Here is a 17992-nt window from a genome sequence, read left to right on the forward strand (position 1 = left end):
CGCCTCACACGCCGAGTTTCGAGAGGATAGCCGCCATCTTCGGGTCGCCGCCGGCTGGGGGAGTCCAGTCGACATGGATCGCCTCGACGCCGTTCTGCCGCAGCTCGGCGGCGAAGCCCTCGAGCCCGACATTCACGACCGCGACCGGCCCGGACAGAAGGCGCTGCGCCCCCGTCATCGCCTCGTCCTGCGCTTCGCCCATCTCCGGCCTCCTGTTCCCGTCCCACGGCGTTGACAAATTAGTAAGTGAATTTTTACCTTGTCAATCGCTCCCGCGTCCGAGCGCTCCCAATTCTTCACCCGACCCATGACACGAACAGCCCGCGAGGGGTCCCGCGGGCTGCGCTTTCGCTCGTGGCGGTGCGATCGGGCGGGGTGGCGCCCCTCTCAGCGCGCGGCGACCGCGCCGTTGCTGCGCGGGTCGGTGGCGCCTTCGAGGAGGCCGCCGGGGTGACGCAGGATCGCCCCGGCATGGCCCATCATCTCGGCATAGGGGCCCACGACCTCGACATCGTGCCCGGCCGCGCGCAGGTGTGCGATCACCCCTTCGCCGATCCGGTCCTCTATCTTGAGGTTGGTGGTCGCGGCACCCCAGGTGCGCCCCAGCAGCCAGCGCGGCGCGGTCACCGCCTGCTGCAAGGGCATGCCATGCAGCACGTGCCGCGCGAACACCATCGCCTGGGTCTGCGGCTGTCCCTCGCCGCCCATCGTGCCATGGACCATCATCCGCCCGTCCGACAGCTCGGCCATTGCGGGCTGGATGGTGTGGAACGGCAGCCGCTTCGGATCGAGGCGGTTCGGATGCGCCTCGGCGAGGCTGAAGCTGGTGCCGCGGTTCTGCCAGGTGACGCCGCTCGTCGGCAGCACGATGCCCGAGCCGAACTCCCAGTAGACGCTCTGGATGTAGCTGACCGCCAGCCCGTCGCGGTCGATGGCGCCCAGCCACACCGTGTCGCCGGGCTGCGCCGGGTGCGGCCAGGGGGCGGCGCGCGTGGTCGAGACGCCGGCGGCCAGCCGCTCGAGACTGTCGGGCGCAAGGAAGCTGTCAGCGGTCACCGTCATGTAGGCGGGATCACCGACATGCCGGTCCCGCACCCGGAAAGCGGCCTTCGTGCATTCCACCAGCCGGTGGACGAAATCGAAACCCTCCGCCTGCTCCGGCAGGATCGGCGCATAAAGCGCAAGCAGGAGGAGCGAGGCCAGCCCCTGCGTCGGCGGCGGCATGTTGTAGACCCGGTGCCCCGCCACACCAGCCGAGAGCGGCACCACCAGTTCCGCCCGGTGGCCCTCAAGATCGCCGAGCCGAAGCGGGCTGCCCGCGGCCTCGAGCTCGGCCGCCATGCTGCGCGCGAGCTCGCCGCGGTAGAAATCGTCGAGCCCAGCCTCGGCGAGCCGTGCGAGCGTCTCCGCCACCCGCTCCTGCCGCAGCCGCGCGCCGATCGGCAGTGGCGTCCCGTCGCGCAGGTAGGCATCGGCAAAGCCCGGCACGTCGCGCAGCTCGGCAAGCTTGGCGGCCGCGTTCTCGTGCAGCGTGCGCGTGACCGCGACGCCCTCGCGCGCGTGGCGGATCGCCTCCTCCAGCAGGCGCGCAAGCGGCAGGCGCCCACCATGCCGCGACCGGCTCAGCTCGTGCGCCGCCTGCCAGCCGGACACCGCCCCCGCCACGGTGAGCGCCGCGAGCGGCCCGCGCCCGGGAATCGCTGCGAGGCCCTGCCCATGATACCAGTCGCGGGAGGCCAGCGCCGCCGAGCGGCCGCAGGCCTGAATCCCCTCGACGCCCTCGCCATGGCGACCGACCAGCCAGAAGCCGTCGCCGCCCAGCCCGTTCATGTGCGGATAGACCACCGCGATGGTGGACGCCGCCGCGATCATTGCCTCGATCGCGTTGCCGCCGTCGCGCATCACCTCGAGCCCCGCCTGCGCGGCGAGGTGATGTGGCGCCGTCACCATCCCGGCATAGGCGCGTGTCGTGTGCAGCATGGCGCGCGGGCTCCTCTTGCAATGCAGGAGTAAGTGTATTCTTACTTGTGGAAATGCCTGTCAAGGGGCCGACCCCGCGCGCGGGGCGGGCAGGCCGGGAGTGCTGGTCCATGGCGCAAGCATCGAACACCGGGCGGGCGGGCGCAACCGCATCGGGCGCCGCCCGCCCGGCGCGGCCACGCGACCCCGAGCGCACGCGGCGCGCGATCCTCGACGCGGCGCGGTCCGAGTTCTGCCAGCACGGCCTGACCGGCGCCCGGATCGAGCGCATCACCCGCCGCAGCCGCACCAACACGCGGATGATCTACCACTATTTCGGCAACAAGGAGGGGCTCTATCTCGCCGTCCTCGAATCGGTCTACGGCGAGATCCGCAAGCAGGAGCAGGCGCTCGACCTCGGACGGGCCGAGCCGGTCGAGGGGATCCGGCGGCTGGTCTTGTTCACCTTCGACTTCTTCGCCGCGCGCAGCGACTTCATCGCGCTGATCATGAACGAGAACATCCTGCGGGCGCGCTTCCTCAAACGCCTTCCCAGCATCCAGGCGATGACGGTGCCGCTGGTCGAGGCGATCCGCGACCTGCTGGCGCGGGGCGAGGCAGAGGGCGTGTTCCGCGGCGGCGTCGATCCGGTCCAGCTCTATGTCTCGATCGTGGCGCAGAGCCAGTTGCACATCTCGAACCGCTTTACCCTGTCGGTGCTCTTCAACGCCGATCTCGGCGATCCGGGCTGGCTCGCCGCGCGGCGAGCGCACGCGCTCGAGATGATCCTGAGCTACCTCGCCGTCCCCGGCGCGAGGCCGGGCCGGGTGGGCTGAGGCGGCGCTGCGGCGCCTTCCCTCAGGCCGCCGACACCGCGCCGCCCGCGCGCGCCGCGCCCGGCGCATGCAGGACCGCCGCCGGCCGGGTGAAGGTCCGCCGCCCCGCCTTCAGACCGAACAGCGGCGCCGCGAGTTCGGCCACCGCCATGCCTTCCGCGCGCGCGTCCAGCACCACGAGGTCGGCGGGGTTGCCAGGCTCGACGCCGTAGTCCGCGAGGTTCATCAGCCGCGCGGGCGCCGCCGTCACCATGTCGAGGCAGAGCCGCATCTCCTCGAGCGAGCCAAGCTGGGCCACGTTCGCATAGAGGTTCGCCATCCGGATCAGCGAGCAGTCGCCGAACGGCGTGAACGGGTTCAGCACGTTGTTGGTCGAGATCGAGCAGGTCACCCCCCGCCCGGCGAGCCGGTGCGCCGGGGCGACCCCGCGCGGCACGAGATGGGTGCTCGCGCGCCCCATCAGGAACAGGTCGGTCGAGGGCAGCACGGTCAGCGCGACGCCCGCATCCGCCATCATCCGCTCGGCGGCCGCAAGGGCCTCGGGCGCCAGCGCCGAGAGGGTGGTGACGTGGCCCACCGCGACCCGCCCGCCCCAGCCGCGCGCCCGCGCCTGCCGGCACACCTCGGCGAGGTCGCCACGCGCGGGGTCGAGATGGAAGTCGAGATGAAAGTCGATGTCGAGGTCGTGGCGCCCGGCGATGTCGAAGATGCGGGCGATATGCCCGTGCGGGTCCGAGTCGGTATAGGGGCAGCCGCCGATGAGGTCGGCGCCGCGCTCGATTGCCTCGATCAGCAGCTCCTCGGCGCCGGGGTCGTTCAGCAGGCCCTCCTGCGGAAAGACGCAGATCTGCAGCTCGATCGCCCAGGCGTAGTCGGCCTTGAGCCCGCGGACGGCCTCGAATCCTCGCAAGCCCACGCGGGGGTCGATCTCGACATGGGTGCGCATCCGCGTGGTGCCGTGCAGGATCGCCTTCTCGAGCGTGGCGCGGCCGCGGCTGTAGACATCCTCGACGGTGAAGCCGCGCTTGGCGGCGGCGACCGCGCCGATCGCCTCGGCCAGCGTCGGCGCATGGCCGCAGCGTTCCAGCAGGCAGGACTTGTCGAGATGGACATGGCTCTCGACGAAGCCCGGCACGACGATGCGGCCGTCGAGATCCTCGACCGGCGCGTCCGAGGCGATCACGGGCGAGATCGCCGCGATCCGCCCGGCTGCGATGCCGATGTCGGCCAGCGCGTCCCCGCGGCCGGCGATGCGCGCGCGCCGCAGGACGAGGTCGAGTCCGCTCATCGCGCGGCCGCCCGCGGGGTGGCCCCGTCGTCCTGCGCGGCGCCGCCGAGATAGGCCTCCTCGAGCGACGCGTCCTCCGCAAGCTCAGCGGCCGGGCCGGCCCTGACCACGCGCCCCTGCTCCAGCACATAGGCACGGTCGGCGACGCCCAGCGTCATCTTGGCCATCTGGTCCACGATCAGGATCGTCGTGCCCTCGTCGCGCAGGTCCGCGAGCACGGCGAACAGCTCCTCGATCATCGCCGGCGCAAGGCCCAGCGAGGGCTCGTCCAGCAGCAGCACCTCGGGCTTCGCCATCAACCCGCGCGCGACCGCCAGCATCTGCTGCTCGCCGCCCGACAGCAGCCCCGCGCGCGAGCCGATCCGATCCTTCAGCCGCGGGAAGCGTTCCAGCAGCCGCGCCACCTCGGCCGAATAGTCGCCCGCGCCCCGACGGCAGGCACCGATCAGGATGTTGTCGAGCACGGTCAGTTCCGGGAACACCTGCCGCCCCTCGGGCACGAGCGCGACGCCGCGGCGCGCGATCTGGTGCGCAGCCTCGCGCTGGATCTCGGCGCCCCCCAGCGCGATGCGCCCCTCCACAGGTCGCAGGAGACCCACGATCGCCCGCATCGTGGTCGACTTGCCCGCGCCGTTCGCGCCGAGGATGCCGACCATCTCGCCCCGCGCGACCGAAAGCCCGATCCGCTTGAGCACCGGCGCCGCGCTATAGCCCGCGGCGAGGTCCGCGACCTCGAGCACGGGTTCCCCGGACGCAGCCCATGCGCCCGCGCGGGGGCGGGCCTGCATCTCGCCCGCGCCGAGATAGGCCTCGATCACGGCGGGGTTCGTGCGCACGGCGTCGGGCGTGCCGGCGGCGATCGGGCGGCCGGCGTCGAGCACGACGATATGGTCCGAGATGCCCATCACCATGCCCATGTCGTGCTCGACGAGCACCACCGCGAGGCCGTGATCGGCGATGATGCGCACGAGGGCGGCGAGCTCCTTCTTCTCGCTCTCGGCAAGGCCAGCCGCGGGCTCGTCGAGCAGCAGAACCCGTGGGCGCAGCGCCAGCGCGCGGGCGATCTCGACCAGCCTGCGATCGACATGCGGCAGGTCGCCCGCGAGCGCCATGACCGAGCCGCGATATCCCACGAAATGCAGGAGCGCCGAGGCGAGACGCGCCTCCTCGGCGCTGCCAAGCCGCGCGGTCGGGTTGCCGAGCCGCCCGCGCCGCAGTCCGATCAGGATGTTGTCGAGCACGCTCAGCGTCTCGAACAGCCGCGTGGTCTGATAGGTGCGCGCGATGCCGGCGCGCGACACGTCGGTAGGCGTGCGGCCCGCAAGCTCGTCCTGCCCTAGCCGGATCGAGCCCTGCGAGGGGCGATAGAACGCGCCGATCATGTTCAGCACGGTCGTCTTGCCCGCGCCATTGGGGCCGATGATGCTGGTGATCCGTCCCGGCGGCGCCTCGAAGCTCACCTCGTCCGCCGCCCGGATGCCGCCGAACGAGATGCCGATCCGATCGGCCACCAGCGACAGCCCGTCGCGCGCGCGCTCGATGAAGGCAACCGCCTCGGCGGGCGCCGGCACGGGCGGAAGGGCCCGCGCCTCGCGCCGCAAGACCCGCGCAAGCGCGCCGACGATGCCCGACGGCGCGAGCCACAGCACCAGGATCAGCGTCACGCTGAAGAACAGCAGCCGGTATTCCGCAAGGTCGGCCAGCAGCTCCGGCAGCAGCACGGTCACGATGGCGCCCGCCAGCGGCCCCAGCGTCCAGCCGACGCCACCCACCATCACCGCGAACAGGAACAGGATCGACTGCGAGAACATGAAGGACGACGGCGCGATGAACATCATCAGCGGCGCGAACACCGCGCCCGCAAGCCCCGTCAGCGCCGCCGAGAGCGCGAAGGCCGAGGTCTTGACCAGGATGGGCGAGAGCGCGGTCGAGCGCGCCGCCGTCTCGCTGTCGCGCACCGCCAGCATCGCCCGGCCCCAGCCGCTATAAAGCAGCCGCTGGAACAGGACGAGCGCCGCCCCCGCCAGCAGAATGGCGAAGATCGCGATCTGCCGGTCGTCGAAGTCCGCGCCGCCCAGATGCGGCCCGGCGAAACCCATCAGCCCGTTCTGGCCGCCGGTGAGACCCCGCGCCTCGATGGTGCCATGCTCGACGATGAAGCCGAAGGCGATAGTGACCATCGCGAGGTAGGGCCCGCTGACCCTGAGCGCCGGCAGCGCCAGCAACCCGCCGACGCAGCCGGTGATCAGCCCAGCCAACACGAAGGCCACCCAGTAGTCGAGGCCCGCGAGCGTCAGGATCGCGACCGCATAGGCCCCGAGCGCGTAGAAGCCGACATGGCCCAGCGAGATCTGCCCGGTGAGCCCCACCAGCACGTTGAGGCCGACGCCCACCACCGTGGTGAGCGCCACCAGAGCCGCGACGAACGAGAAATAGCCGCCGACCGTCCAGGCGAAGGCGGCGCCCGCGGCCGTCAGCGCGACGATCCCCAGCGTGAGCGGAAGCTGCGAGGCGGAACCGGACTGGCGCATCCCCTGCCCCCCCTCAGACCTTGTTGACCGCGGCGCGGCCCAGAAGGCCGTTCGGCATCAGCGTGAGCGCGAGGATGATCACGGAAAAGACCACGATCTGCGTATAGGTCGAGCCCAGATAGGCGGTCACCAGCGCCTCGATGACGCCGTAGAGCAGACCCGCGATCACCACGCCCGGCGCCGAGGTGATGCCGCCGAGGATCGCGACCGCGAAAGCCTTGAGGCCGAACAGCATCCCCATCTCGGAATGCACCGAGTAGAGCGGCGCGATCAGCAGCCCCGCGATCCCCGCGAGCACCGCGGCAAGGGCGAAGGAGGTCGCGACCACCGCCTTCGCGTCGATCCCCATCAGCCGCGCGGCATCGCGGTTCTGCACCACCGCGAGCAGCACCTTGCCCAGCCGCGTGCGCCGGAACACGAGCTGCAACACCACCGCGATGGCGATGCCGACCACGGGGATGACCAGTTGCAGCGGATAGACCCCGGCGCCGAACAGCGACACCGGCTCGGAGGCGAGCGGCGAGGGCAGGCTGCGCGGCTCCTTGCCGAAGGTGAACAGCACGGTGTTGTCGAGCAGGATGCCACCCGCCACGGTCGCCATGAGCCACGAATCCGAGCCGCGGCTGACGAAGGGCCGCACCAGCGCCCGCTCGACGACGAGGCCGAGCAGTGCGCAGCCCGCAAGCGCCGCGGGCACGGCCGCCCAGAACGGCCAGCCCAGCGTCACCATGAAGGTGTAGCCCAGCACCGCGCCCAGCATCACGGCGCTGCCCTGCGCGAAGTTCACGGTGTTCGAGACCGAGTAGGTCACGTGGAAGCCGAGCGCGATCAGCCCGTACATCGCCCCGAGGCCGAGCCCCGATATCAGTGCCGAGGTCAGGAGCATGTGCGTCCCCTCCGGATCATCACGTCGGCCGTCATCGGGCCTTCGGCATCCGGGCCCCGCCGCGTGGCGGCGGGGCCATCCGTCAGCGTCGCGCCGCTCACTTGCCGAGCGGCAGGATCTTGCCCTCGACGAAGTGCGAGAAGACGTAGTCCTCCGGCCCCAGCGCATCCTGGTTCTCGGGCGAGAAGGGCTTGCGGTAGGTCTTGATCAGCCCCTCGTGCTCCTCGATCCCGTAGAGCGCCTGCCGGATCGCCGGACCGTCGGTCGAGCCGGCATTGCCGATCGCAACCGCCAGCAGGTGCATCGCGTCATAGGCGTTGGCGATACCTGTCGCGGGGGTGACATCCGCGATCGTCTTGATCTCGGGATACTTCGCCTTGAGCTTCGCCATCAACTCGGCCGACCTGCCGCTCATGTCCTCGGTGAACACGAAGGTCTGGATGAAGTGGACACGGCTGCCGCTCGGCCCCGCGAGCTCGGTGAAGCGCCCGCCGGCCGGGCCCCAGTGCGAGACGATCGGCACGTCCCAGCCCATCCGGTCGAGCGACTTGACGACCTGCGAGGACGGCGCGACGTTCGCGACCATGAACAGCGTGTCGGCCCCCGCCTCCTTCAGCCGGGTGAGCTGCGGCACGACATCGACATCGTTGGTCTCGAACTTCTCGACACCGGCAGTCGCCATGCCCCGCGTCTCGAGTGCATGGTGCAGCGCGTCCTCGTTCGACTCGCCCCAGGGGTTGTTGATGAGGATCATCCCCGGCTTCTTCGCGCCGTACTCGTCCACGGCATATTCGACCAGCGCCTCGCCCACATAGGCATCGACGGCCGAGACCCGGAAGATGTAGTTCTCGGCGGCGCCGTTGCGGGTGATCGGGGTCCCCGCGGCCCAGGGGCCGATGAAGGGCACCTTCGCGTCGTTCGCGAAGGGCACGATGGCCAGCGAGACCGGCGTGTCGAGCCCGCCGATCAGGGCGACCACGCCCTGGCGCTGCACAAGTTCGCGCGCGGCCAGAAGGCCCTTGCCCGGGTTGCTCTCGTCGTCGCGCGACACCAGCTCGAGCGGGCGCCCCAGAACGCCGCCGGCGGCGTTGATCTCGTCGATGGCGATGCTCAGACCCCGCGTGATCGCCTCGCCCGACTTCGCGGACTGGCCCGAAAGGGCCGCGACGAGGCCGATCCGGATCGGGTCGGCCGCCAGCGCCCCGCCGCCCGGGAGCCATGCGAGCCCCGCGGCAATGCCGGCGGCGAGGATCGACCGGCGCGTGAGAGAAGTCAGAATGCGTGTCATGTCGTGTCGGCCTCCGTGTCTGCGTCCGGCTTCGCGGCAGCGGGGCCCGGGGTCTCCCCTGCCGCGGCCGGGCACTGTTGCGATCCGGCTCGCGCGCGCCCCGTGAGCTCTGATTTTGAATGCAAAGATTGCATGCAATTTTGAGACTGTCTACTCTTTCATCGCGAGTCGGCGGTGGGTGCGTTCCGGCACTCCTCGCCGGCCCCGCGATGATCAAGGCAAGCAATCCGCGTGCCAGAACGGCCGGCCACCCGAGAGTCAACCCCGGCGGAGGAGCAGGAATGAACGATGCAAGCACGACGACGACCCCGGCGGCGGCCCGCGCCGAGGCCGACCGCGAGACCGTCCGCGAGTTCCTCGAGGCCTCGATGGTGCCGGACCCCGAGCGCGCGTTCACCTTCATGGCCCCGGGGGTCGAGATCACCTTCACCGGCGGCCGGCGCTTCGCCCATCCGGGCGAGAGCGCGGCGCTGAACGCGCGCCGCTACAAGTGGGTGAAGAAGAAGTTCGAGCGCTTCGACGTCGTGCCCGGCGCCGAGGAGACCATTGTCTACAGCCTGGGAACCCTCTATGGCGAGTGGCCGAACGGCGATCCCTTCGAGGGCAACCGCTATGTCGACCGCTTCGTGGTGCGTGGCGGCAAGATCGTGAAGATGGACGTCTGGAACGACAGCGCCGAGCGCCTGCTCGGGCGTCACGGCCTCGACGTCTGATCGCGGGCGCGGGCGCCGGGCGCCGCGCTTCACGCCCGCGCGTAGGACGCCAGAATCGCCGTGAGATCAGGCACGGCCTGCTCCGAGGGCTCGATCAGCGCGCGCTTGGCGACCGATTCGAGATGCTGCTCCATCGAGCGCGTCGCGGCCTCGGTCTTGCCTTCGCGAAGTGCATCGATGATTTCCAGATGCTCGTTGATCGCGCATTCCGACGAATGCGGGCGCCCGTGAAGCGCAAGCGTGAGCCCGCAGCGCAGGCAGAGCTCGCGGACATAGCGCACCAGCACCGGGCTCTCGGTCATCTCGGCCAGCAGCAGGTGGAACTCGGTCGCGAGGCGGATCGCGATCGGGTCGCTCTGCCCGCGCGCGGCTTCCTCGGTGCGGACATGTTCCTGGAGGCGACGGATCTGGGCAGCCGTCAGCCGCCCTGCGAGACGCGAAATCACGGTCCGCTCGAGCCCGATGCGCACGTCGAACAGGTCGCGCGCATCCTCCCAGCTCGGTCTCGCCACGGTTGCGCCCCGGTTGCGCCTGAGATCGACCAGCCCCTCGGCAGCGAGCTGCCCCAGCGCGTGGCGCGCGATCGTCCGGCTCACGCCGAAGCTCTCGCCAAGGGCGTCCTCGGGCAGCTTGGTCCCCGGCTTGAGGGCCTGTTCGAGGATCGCGCGCCGAAGGGCGTCGCAGATTTCGTCCGTGCGGCTCTGGCGCGGTGTCATCCCGGGTTCCCGATATTTCCCCCCGGCGTTCCCCGCGGGGGCGCATCGAAAGCGCATCCGATCCATCGGATAGCATGCATGCAGTGAACTCGGCCAGAGCCTCTCTCTCTGCGCGTGGCGCGCAATGCGGCTCAGGCGACCTGACGGTGCCGCGTCGCAGGGGCTCGCCTGCGGCGGCGGCGATCAATGCTTTTTCCCGGTGACGCGAGCCGGTAACGTGATGCCGTCGGGAATGAACGAGAGGGGGGCGACCGTGCAGCGTGCCATCTATCAGCACTACAGGAACAAGCACTATTACGAGGTGATCGCGGTCGCGCTCGACACGTCGACCCATGCCAAGACCGTCGTCTACCGCGCGCTCTACCCGAACGCGGACCTCGAGGCCGAGTATGGCGCCTTCGCATACTTCACGCGGCCCTATGACGTGTTCCACAGCGAGGTGGACTACGAAGGCGTCCGGCAGCCGATGTTCACCTTCGTGGGCTCGATGGACTGATCGCCGTCCGCCCGTGGCATCAATCCGCGGGCTGCAAGCTCCCGGCGAGACGGCACGCCATGCCAAGGCCCGCGCCCTTCGCCTTGTGGATTGCCGAGGCGAGCGCCGCCTCGCCGGCTTCGTCCCACCCCGACAACGCCCCGGTCGCCTGGCAGCGGGCGAGAGCGATGTAGACCTCGCACCAGCCAAGCGGCTCGGCCGCGGTGTAGGCCTCGAGCGCCGCGGCATGGCGCTGGGCCGCGTCCCAATCGCCGGCCAGCAGCGTGGCCTCGATCGCGTCGCGATGGAACCAGAGCGAGTTGTGGCTCACGCATCCGCCGGCGAGGATCGCCTCGCCCTCGGCCAAAGCACGCGCGCGCGTCGCGGCATCGGTCGCGACGACCGCGAGCGTCCCGAGCGCCCAGGGCCCGCTGAAGCTGCGCCCCGCGTCGCTCTCGAGGCTGATCGCTACGGCCTCCTCGGCGGTCTCGACCGCCTCGGCGCGACGGCCTTCGACCATCAGGATCTTGGCGAGGAAGATAAGGCATTCGGGCAGGAAGCGCCGCGCGCCAAGGTGCTCGACCAACTCTGTCGCACGCTGGCATTGCCGCCTTGCGCCGTCGAGGTCAACCATCTCGATCTGCGCATGAAGGGCGGCAGTGCGGGCCACCAGTTCGGCCCGCTGCTGCTTGGCGCGCACCGCGGCGTCGATCGCGGCGGTGCAGTCGTCGACGCAGGCGCGCGGATCGGGCGCGTAGAACCGCGTGAGGCCCCTCAGCGCAAGGTTAGGCGCCTCGATCCGCGCGAAATCATGCGCGCGGCAAAGTGCGACGCAGTCGGCGAAATGGCGATGCGCCGTCTGCATCCGTCCGCGGGCATACTCGGCATCGCCGAGCCCGCTGAGCGCCCGCGCTTCGAGCATCGGCGACGAGGCGCGCTTGGCATGTTCGAGCGACAGCTTCTGCTGCTCGAGGCACGCCTCGACCCGGCCCATGGGGAAGTAGAGATTGCCGCGCTGCCCGTGGATCTGGGCCAGTTCCTCGACGAGGCCGAGCTCGCGCGCGACCGCCTCGGCCTCGGCGAGGTAGTCGAGCGCCTCGGACAGCCTCTGGCCGTCGCGCATCCCCTCGACCATGCCGATGCGGGCGCGGCAGCGATCGGCGTCGGTCGGCGCGGTGTCGAGCGCGCGGCCATAGGCGGCGATCGACGCCTCGGACTCGCCCAGCGCCCGCAGCAACTCACCATGCGCGCTGTGCAGCGCATACCGGATCGTGGGGTCCTCGGCGATCTCGATCGCGCGCTCGATCAGCAGGCGCGCGTGCACGTAATGGTAGCTCGCCTGCTGGGCACGCGCGGCGCTCAGATAGGCCGCGGCCGCCTGCGGATCCCTTGCCTTGTCGAGGTGTTCGGCCCACAGCACCGGATCACGAGCGCGGTAATACTCGGCGGCGCTGAGATGCAGCTCGCGGGCGCGCGAGTGCAACAGCGAGGAATAGGCGCCCTCTCGGATCAGCGAATGCATGAAACGATAGCCGTCGCCATCGGCGCGGATCAGCTGGCTGTCGATCAGGCGCGCGCCGTCGAAGGCGGATCGGCCCAGCAGGTGACACAGCGCGGCCGCGCCGAAATGCTGGCCGATGACGCACGCCGCCTGCAGCGCCTCGCGGTCGGCGGGATCGAGGCGGTCCATGCGCGAGAGCACGAGGCTCTGGATCGTGGCGGGCAGGCTCTGGCCGCGCTGTTCCTCGGCATTGCGCAGGAGTTGCTCGAGAAACAGCGGGTTGCCGTCGGCACGGTCGATGCAGTCGAGGACGTACTGGCTCGATCGCTCGACGAACTGCGCGGCCAGCGCCTCGGAATCGGCGCGGCCCAGAGGCGTGAGGTTGATCGCGACCAGCGAGACGCCACGCAGCCCGCCGCGCCAGCTTCGGCTCATGGGGTCGCCCTCGGTGCGCGTCGTCATCACCAGAACCACCGGGCAGTCGGAGATGGCCTCGAGCAGCCCGCGGAGATAGTCGAGCGTCACGGTCTGCGCCCAGTGCAGATCCTCGACCGTCACGAGCAGCGGCGCCGCCATGCTCTGGCGGCGCAGAAGATGGGCCACCGCGGCCTTCTTGCCCTCGAACCGGGTGGCGTTGTCCATCGCTTCATAGGCACCGCGCAACCGCGCCGGCGCCGGCAGGTTCACCAGGTCGTAGAGAAAGACCTCGTGCTCGGGATGGACGAGGTTGCAGCCGATCGCCGTGGCGATCGCTTCGGCGCGGGCGTCGGGACCATCCGACATGGCGATACCGACGAGGCTGCGCACCAGCACGCGGATCGCGTCCTGCCCCTCGCCCGCGCCGAAGTCGAGCACATGCGCCGCGTGGTGACGGAATCCGTTCGCGCGCGCGATCGAGCCGAACTCCTCGACCAGCCGGGTCTTGCCGATCCCGGCCTCGCCGCGCAGCAGGATCGCCTCGCCGCGCCCGACGCGCTGCGACGCCTTGGCCACGGCGTCGAAGTGGCGCAGCTCCGACTCGCGCCCGACGATGGGCGAGCGCGGGCGGTCCGCGCGCAGCGCCTCGATCGCCAGCACGCGCCACGAGGTCATCTCGCGACCCGGCGCCGTCGGGTCGGGGACGGTGACCGGCTCGCAGGTCACGACCCCCGACACGGCCTTGAACACGGCGTCCGAGATCAGCGTCTCGCGGCTCTCGGCATGGGACTCGAGCTTGGCCGCGAGGTTCACCGAGTCGCCGATCACGGTGTATTCGTCGCGCCCCTCGGGGCCGAGGCCGCCGGCGACGACCTCGCCGCTGGCGATGCCGACATGCACGGTGAAGGCGTGCGGGCCGCGCTGGCTCAGCGCCTCGACCGCGCGATGGATCTCGACCGCGGCGCGGACCGCGCGCAAGGGGTCGTCGCCATGGGCGATCGGGGCGCCGAAAAGGCCCATGACCGCGTCGCCGATATGCTTGTCGACGGTGCCGCCAAAGCTCTCGATGATCCCATCGACGGTGTCGAAGAAGCTCTGGATGACGGCGTGGGTCTCCTCGGGGTCGAGACGTTGGGAGAGGCGGGTGAAGCCGGAGATGTCGGCAAACAGGATCGTGACCTGTCGCCGTTCGCGCAGGCTCGCCGCACGCCGGGTGTCGGGTGCAGCAGGAGGCGGCGGCGCCATGACGGGCGCCGGGCCGGATCCCAGCGCCGCGCCGCAGCCGCCGCAGAACCGGTCGCCGGGCTCGTTCGCGAAGCCGCAGGCCGCGCAGGGCGCGGGCAGCGCCGCGCCGCAGGCCGCGCAGAACTTGCGGCCCTCGCGGTTGTCGTGGTTGCAGCCTGCACACAGCATCAATCAAGCCTTCCAGAAAACGCCGCCGCGACCCGCGGCCGCGCGCGGGTCCCCTCGTGATCCGCGTCCCCGCTAGAGGACCGCGTAGACATCATAGATCGGCCCGGCCGCGACGCGATGATAGCCCGATGCGACCGCCACGACCCGGTTGAGGAAGTCGTATTTCGGGGCCGCGGTGCGGAAGCGGGGGGTGGTGCGGAAATAGTATCCGCCCGCGTCGCGCACCCCGTCCATGGCGGGACGTTCGGCGACGCCGGGATGGTTGAAGCCGACACCCGCATAGCGCATCTCGATCAGGCAGGCGGGGCTGTCGTCGGTCTCGATGATCACGCGGCAGTCGAGGTCGGTCACATCGAGCGCCGCGCCCTCGCCCTGCCGCGTGACCAGCCCCCAGTCGGCGCCGATGTTCAGAAGCACGCCGTTGATCTTCGGCCCGGTGACCGTGCCACCGGCGACGGCGACATCCATCGCCGTGCCCCACGGCGTCGCTTCGAGCTTCCGGATCCGGCTCCTGTCGGTCTGGATCACCACGCGGAACAGGAACTCGGTCTCGATCGGCAGGCGGGCGGGGTCCGGGGTCATGTCATCTCTCCCGTCGCGCGGAAACATGGGCCATAGGTGCCCGAAGCCGGGTTGCTCGGGTCGATCGGGATCCGCATCAGGGCGCGCGCGTCCGCCTCCAGCGAGAACATCGTCTCGATCGCCTGCACCAGCTTGCCCTGATCGCCCTCGGCCCAGACCGCGCCAAGCTGGGCGAGCAGCGTCGTGTAGCGTTCATCGAAGCGCGCCAGCATCGTCCCAACCTCGGGCGGCACCGTCCTGCCCGGCGCGGGATGGCCACCCGGGGGCACCGGTGCCATCGGCCGGATGGCGGGACGCTCGAGCGGCTCTGCGCCAAAGCCCCAGACGCGGCGCTCGGGGCAATAGGCGATCCGCCGCCCCGCGCGGATCTCGAGGAAGCGGTAGTAATGCGCAAGCTCGATGTCGCCGGGCCTTATAGGGTCGTGCTCGAGCGGCGCGAGCGCCGAACCCTCGCCCTGGTGCTTGATCAGCGTGATCGCCTCGTGGACGTCATCGAGATCGCGCACCGGGAACCAGGCGAGCGGCCCCGCGATCTGCCGGTCGGTAGAGAGCGCGGGGCGGAGGCACGTGAACGCCCGTTCGAGCCGGTCGTAGAACTGGCCGATGGTCTCGTGCCCGGCAAGATCGTGGTCGAGCCTGAGCGCCCAGGCGGCAAGCTCGTCGGTCTCGTGCGCCGCGGGTTTCTCGGGCAGCTCGATCACCATGAAGGCTTCGAGAACAGCATCGGAAAGGCCCGCCAGCCCGACCTCAAGCCCGGCATGCACGCCCCCCGCGAGCGGTCCCGGATAGACCGGCGCGAAGCCCGGCTCGGCGATGCGCGGCGTGCCGCCGATAGCGACCAGCATGTTGCAGGCCAGCGCCATGTGCAGCATCTCCTCCTGCACGATGCGCCGGATCGCGTCGGCCACGGGCGCCGACTGGTCCTCGATAGACCAGAGCGCGCAGAGATAGGGCGGGATGGTCGAGAACTCGAGCTTGATGGCCGCGTCGAGCGCGTCGTGCAGCCACGCCATCCCCTCGTCCCGGTCGGCCGCGAGGCGCGGCGCGAGCGCATCCCAGCGGGTGACCAGATCGCCGAAGTCCCGCCGCGCGGCGGTGTCGCCCAAGCCGGTCATGCCACGCCCTCCCGCGATGCGGCGACAGGCGCGGGGCGGCCACCCGCAAGATGATCCGCGAGGCGGAAGGCCAGCGCCGTAAGCGTGAGCGTGGGGTTCACCGCACCGACCGACGGGAAGACCGCATTCGAGCAGACATAGAGGTTGTCCATGCCATGCACCCGCAGGTCGCCGTCGGTCACGCCGTCCTCGGGCGTCCGCGACATCCGGCAGGTGCCCGAGGCGTGGAAGCCGGCCGCGCCCTCGAATTTCGAGCCTTTCTCGTCCAGTACGTAGTCGGGGATCGCGCGGAAGATCTCCTCCATCTCGGCCAGCCGCAGATGCGCGTTCTTCGTGACTTCGGTCGTCCGGTCGAAATGGATCTCCATCAGCGGCAGCCCGAACCGGTCGAAGCGCCCGGCGATCGGCCTGAGGTAGTTTCCGCATACGCCGAACTCCTCGTAGAAGGCGCTGATGCCGATGTGGCGCGGGCCGGTGGCGATGGCATCGATCTGGGCGCGCGTCTTGCCCGCCTGCATCAGCCGCGCCCAGTTCCCGCCGGGCGTGTTCTGGTTGCGGAACATGAAGATCTTGCCGGTCGCCTGCCGCGTCTCGTCGTCGAGGCTGCGCGACATGAGCGTGGGGAAGCCGTACTCCGAGGTCACGCGGTCGGGGTTCGACGGTGCGGTGCCGCTGACCGACAGGAACGAGTGCGAGACCAGGTAGCGCCCGACATTGCCGGCATCATTGCCGATGCCGTGATCGTAGAACGGCCTGCCCGACATCATCAGCAGCTTGGGCGACTCGAAGGCGCCAGCGCAGATGATCACCTTGGCCGCGTCGACCTGCCGGACCTCGCCATTGCCCCTCGCCGAGCGGTCAATATAGCTGACGCCGCGCGCACGCCTGCGGCTGTCGAGCCTGATCCCGGTCACCGTGGCCTGGGTGCGGATCTCGAAATTCGGATAGCCGCCCGCCCTGAGATCGTCGTTCACGTACTGGCCGGAAAAGCGCGCGCCCAGCGGGCAGTAGCGGCAGGTCCCCGTCGTCATGCACTTGCGAAACCGCGCGAGCGGCATCCGCGCCGGGGTTGCGCCGCTGGCCGCGAAGCCCTCGAACATCTCGAGATCGGCCGCAAGCCAGGGATAGGGCGGCAGCGGAAAGGGCTCGCTGCGCGGGACCGAAGTGTCGGCCGGATCGCCGCAGACCGAAAGATGCCGCTCGGCCTCGCAGTAATAGCCTTCGAGCTCGTCATAGCCGACCAGCCAGTCGCCGCCTTTCCCCGTGTTCGTGCGCAGGCGGAAATCCTCGGGCTTCATGCGCAGCGCCCAGCCGCCCCAGTGCATCGTCGTGCCGCCATAGGCAGTGACGCGCGAGCCGTTCATCCGCCAGGGCGTGTTGCCGGTGTAGGAGACCTGCGCATCGTCGTCATAGGTGTAATCGTAGGGCAGCGCGCCGGTGACGACGAAGTCCCACCAGGCCCGGCGGTCCTTGGAGGGGATCTCGTCGCCCGCCTCGAGCATCAGGATCGAGGTGTCGGGGTCATGCGCGAGCAGGCGCATGGCGACGGTCGAGGCCGCGACGCCCGAGCCGATCAGCAGGTATTCGACATCCGCGACCGCGCTCATGACCGCACCCCCGGGATCGGCAGGTCCACATGTGCTGCGATCTTCGTGACCCGGTTGAAGCGCGAGCCGCCGAGGAAGCCATTGTAGTTGCGCCCCCCGAATTCCTTGAACCCGCTTGCGATGACCATGACCGAGATGAACTCGTCGACGACGTAATCCTTGGCATGGGCCGCCCGCGTGCTCATCGGCGCGGCCTCGTGCGCGTTCGGGGACGCACCGACCAGGTCGCGGTCGAAGAACAGCCGCTCGAAGGGATCGCCATCCCCCTCGGCCCTGAGCGCGGCGACCACGCGGATCGCGTTCTCGTATTCGCCGACATAGCTTGGCTGCGAGGTGGATTCGGCACGCAGGCGCACGAATTCTAGCCAGGTCGAGCGCAGGTTCGACGCGTCGAGCACCGTGTGTGCCGGATCGCGGGTGTGAAACAGGCTCCACGCCCGGTTGATCGCCGTGAAGATCTCCCAAAGCGCGTCGATCTCGGAGGCGGCGAGGGCTCGCGGCTCACTGTAAATCAACGAAGCGGGCAATGGTTCCGTGTAATAGGCGCGCGAAATCAAGAACGATCCCCCCGGTCGCTTGACGATGGGTTAACCGTAGCGCATTCCCGGCCGATCGCTAAAAGATTCTGTTGAGGCCCTGGCGGATGCGGCGCAGGGCAAGAACGT

General features: G+C 70.1%; 15 protein-coding genes. 3 read left to right on the forward strand and 12 right to left on the reverse strand.

Annotation, left to right across the window (positions count from 1 at the left end; translation table 11 throughout):
• Positions 1-4 precede the first annotated feature (4 nt).
• Together M1105_RS09350 and M1105_RS09355 are read right to left on the reverse strand one after the other, a co-directional pair.
• The gene (locus M1105_RS09350; protein WP_249580081.1) at positions 5-202 is read right to left on the reverse strand and encodes a hypothetical protein; all 198 of its coding nucleotides are present in this window, start codon (positions 200-202) and stop codon (positions 5-7) included.
• Between the two features lie 185 nt (positions 203-387).
• On the reverse strand, positions 388-1980 hold the full coding sequence (locus M1105_RS09355; RefSeq protein ID WP_249580082.1) for a gamma-glutamyltransferase family protein: 1593 nt from the start codon (positions 1978-1980) through the stop codon (positions 388-390).
• Positions 1981-2090: 110 nt separating this feature from the next.
• Here M1105_RS09355 and M1105_RS09360 point away from each other — a divergent pair, with 110 nt between their 5' ends.
• Positions 2091-2795 (forward strand): TetR/AcrR family transcriptional regulator, encoded by a 705-nt coding sequence (locus M1105_RS09360; protein ID WP_249580083.1) that lies wholly within the window; start codon positions 2091-2093, stop codon positions 2793-2795.
• A gap of 22 nt (positions 2796-2817) precedes the next feature.
• Here M1105_RS09360 and M1105_RS09365 read toward each other — a convergent pair whose 3' ends face one another.
• From M1105_RS09365 to M1105_RS09380, 4 genes are all read right to left on the reverse strand, one after another.
• Positions 2818-4083: an amidohydrolase family protein gene (locus tag M1105_RS09365; protein ID WP_249580084.1), complete on the reverse strand. Its 1266-nt coding sequence runs from the start codon at positions 4081-4083 to the stop codon at positions 2818-2820.
• On the reverse strand, positions 4080-6614 hold the full coding sequence (locus M1105_RS09370; RefSeq protein WP_249580085.1) for a branched-chain amino acid ABC transporter ATP-binding protein/permease: 2535 nt from the start codon (positions 6612-6614) through the stop codon (positions 4080-4082). The genes M1105_RS09365 and M1105_RS09370 overlap by 4 nt, the downstream gene beginning before the upstream one ends.
• Positions 6615-6627: 13 nt before the next feature.
• A complete protein-coding gene (locus M1105_RS09375; protein ID WP_249580086.1) occupies positions 6628-7500 on the reverse strand; it encodes a branched-chain amino acid ABC transporter permease in 873 nt (290 codons plus the stop codon).
• A 97-nt stretch (positions 7501-7597) separates the two neighbouring features.
• Positions 7598-8788, reverse strand: a complete 1191-nt coding sequence (locus M1105_RS09380) for an ABC transporter substrate-binding protein (RefSeq protein WP_249580087.1) — start codon at positions 8786-8788, stop codon at positions 7598-7600.
• 281 nt (positions 8789-9069) lie between these two features.
• Between M1105_RS09380 and M1105_RS09385 the strand changes: the two genes are divergently transcribed.
• Positions 9070-9501 (forward strand): nuclear transport factor 2-like protein, encoded by a 432-nt coding sequence (locus M1105_RS09385; protein WP_249580088.1) that lies wholly within the window; start codon positions 9070-9072, stop codon positions 9499-9501.
• Positions 9502-9530: 29 nt separating this feature from the next.
• Here M1105_RS09385 and M1105_RS09390 read toward each other — a convergent pair whose 3' ends face one another.
• Positions 9531-10217: a GntR family transcriptional regulator gene (locus tag M1105_RS09390; RefSeq protein ID WP_249580089.1), complete on the reverse strand. Its 687-nt coding sequence runs from the start codon at positions 10215-10217 to the stop codon at positions 9531-9533.
• A gap of 232 nt (positions 10218-10449) precedes the next feature.
• Between M1105_RS09390 and M1105_RS09395 the strand changes: the two genes are divergently transcribed.
• Positions 10450-10713: a DUF1653 domain-containing protein gene (locus tag M1105_RS09395; protein ID WP_249580090.1), complete on the forward strand. Its 264-nt coding sequence runs from the start codon at positions 10450-10452 to the stop codon at positions 10711-10713.
• Between the two features lie 19 nt (positions 10714-10732).
• Here the strand turns inward: M1105_RS09395 and M1105_RS09400 are convergent, their stop codons facing one another.
• The 5 genes from M1105_RS09400 to M1105_RS09420 all read right to left on the reverse strand — a co-directional run bounded on the left by M1105_RS09400 (position 10733) and on the right by M1105_RS09420 (position 17842).
• Positions 10733-14023: an adenylate/guanylate cyclase domain-containing protein gene (locus M1105_RS09400; RefSeq protein WP_249580091.1), complete on the reverse strand. Its 3291-nt coding sequence runs from the start codon at positions 14021-14023 to the stop codon at positions 10733-10735.
• 72 nt (positions 14024-14095) lie between these two features.
• On the reverse strand, positions 14096-14605 hold the full coding sequence (locus M1105_RS09405; RefSeq protein ID WP_249580092.1) for a DUF3237 domain-containing protein: 510 nt from the start codon (positions 14603-14605) through the stop codon (positions 14096-14098).
• Complete coding sequence (locus M1105_RS09410) at positions 14602-15720, reverse strand: ferritin-like domain-containing protein (RefSeq protein ID WP_249580093.1); 1119 nt, start codon at positions 15718-15720, stop codon at positions 14602-14604. The genes M1105_RS09405 and M1105_RS09410 overlap by 4 nt, the downstream gene beginning before the upstream one ends.
• Positions 15717-17327, reverse strand: a complete 1611-nt coding sequence (locus M1105_RS09415; RefSeq protein WP_249580094.1) for a GMC family oxidoreductase — start codon at positions 17325-17327, stop codon at positions 15717-15719. The genes M1105_RS09410 and M1105_RS09415 overlap by 4 nt, the downstream gene beginning before the upstream one ends.
• Positions 17324-17842: a hypothetical protein gene (locus M1105_RS09420; RefSeq protein ID WP_249580095.1), complete on the reverse strand. Its 519-nt coding sequence runs from the start codon at positions 17840-17842 to the stop codon at positions 17324-17326. Before M1105_RS09420 ends, M1105_RS09415 begins: the two co-directional genes overlap by 4 nt.
• Between the last annotated feature and the right edge of the window lie 150 nt (positions 17843-17992).

This window comes from Thermohalobaculum sediminis, assembly GCF_023487995.1.
Taxonomy (GTDB): Bacteria; Pseudomonadota; Alphaproteobacteria; order Rhodobacterales; family Rhodobacteraceae; genus Thermohalobaculum; species Thermohalobaculum sediminis.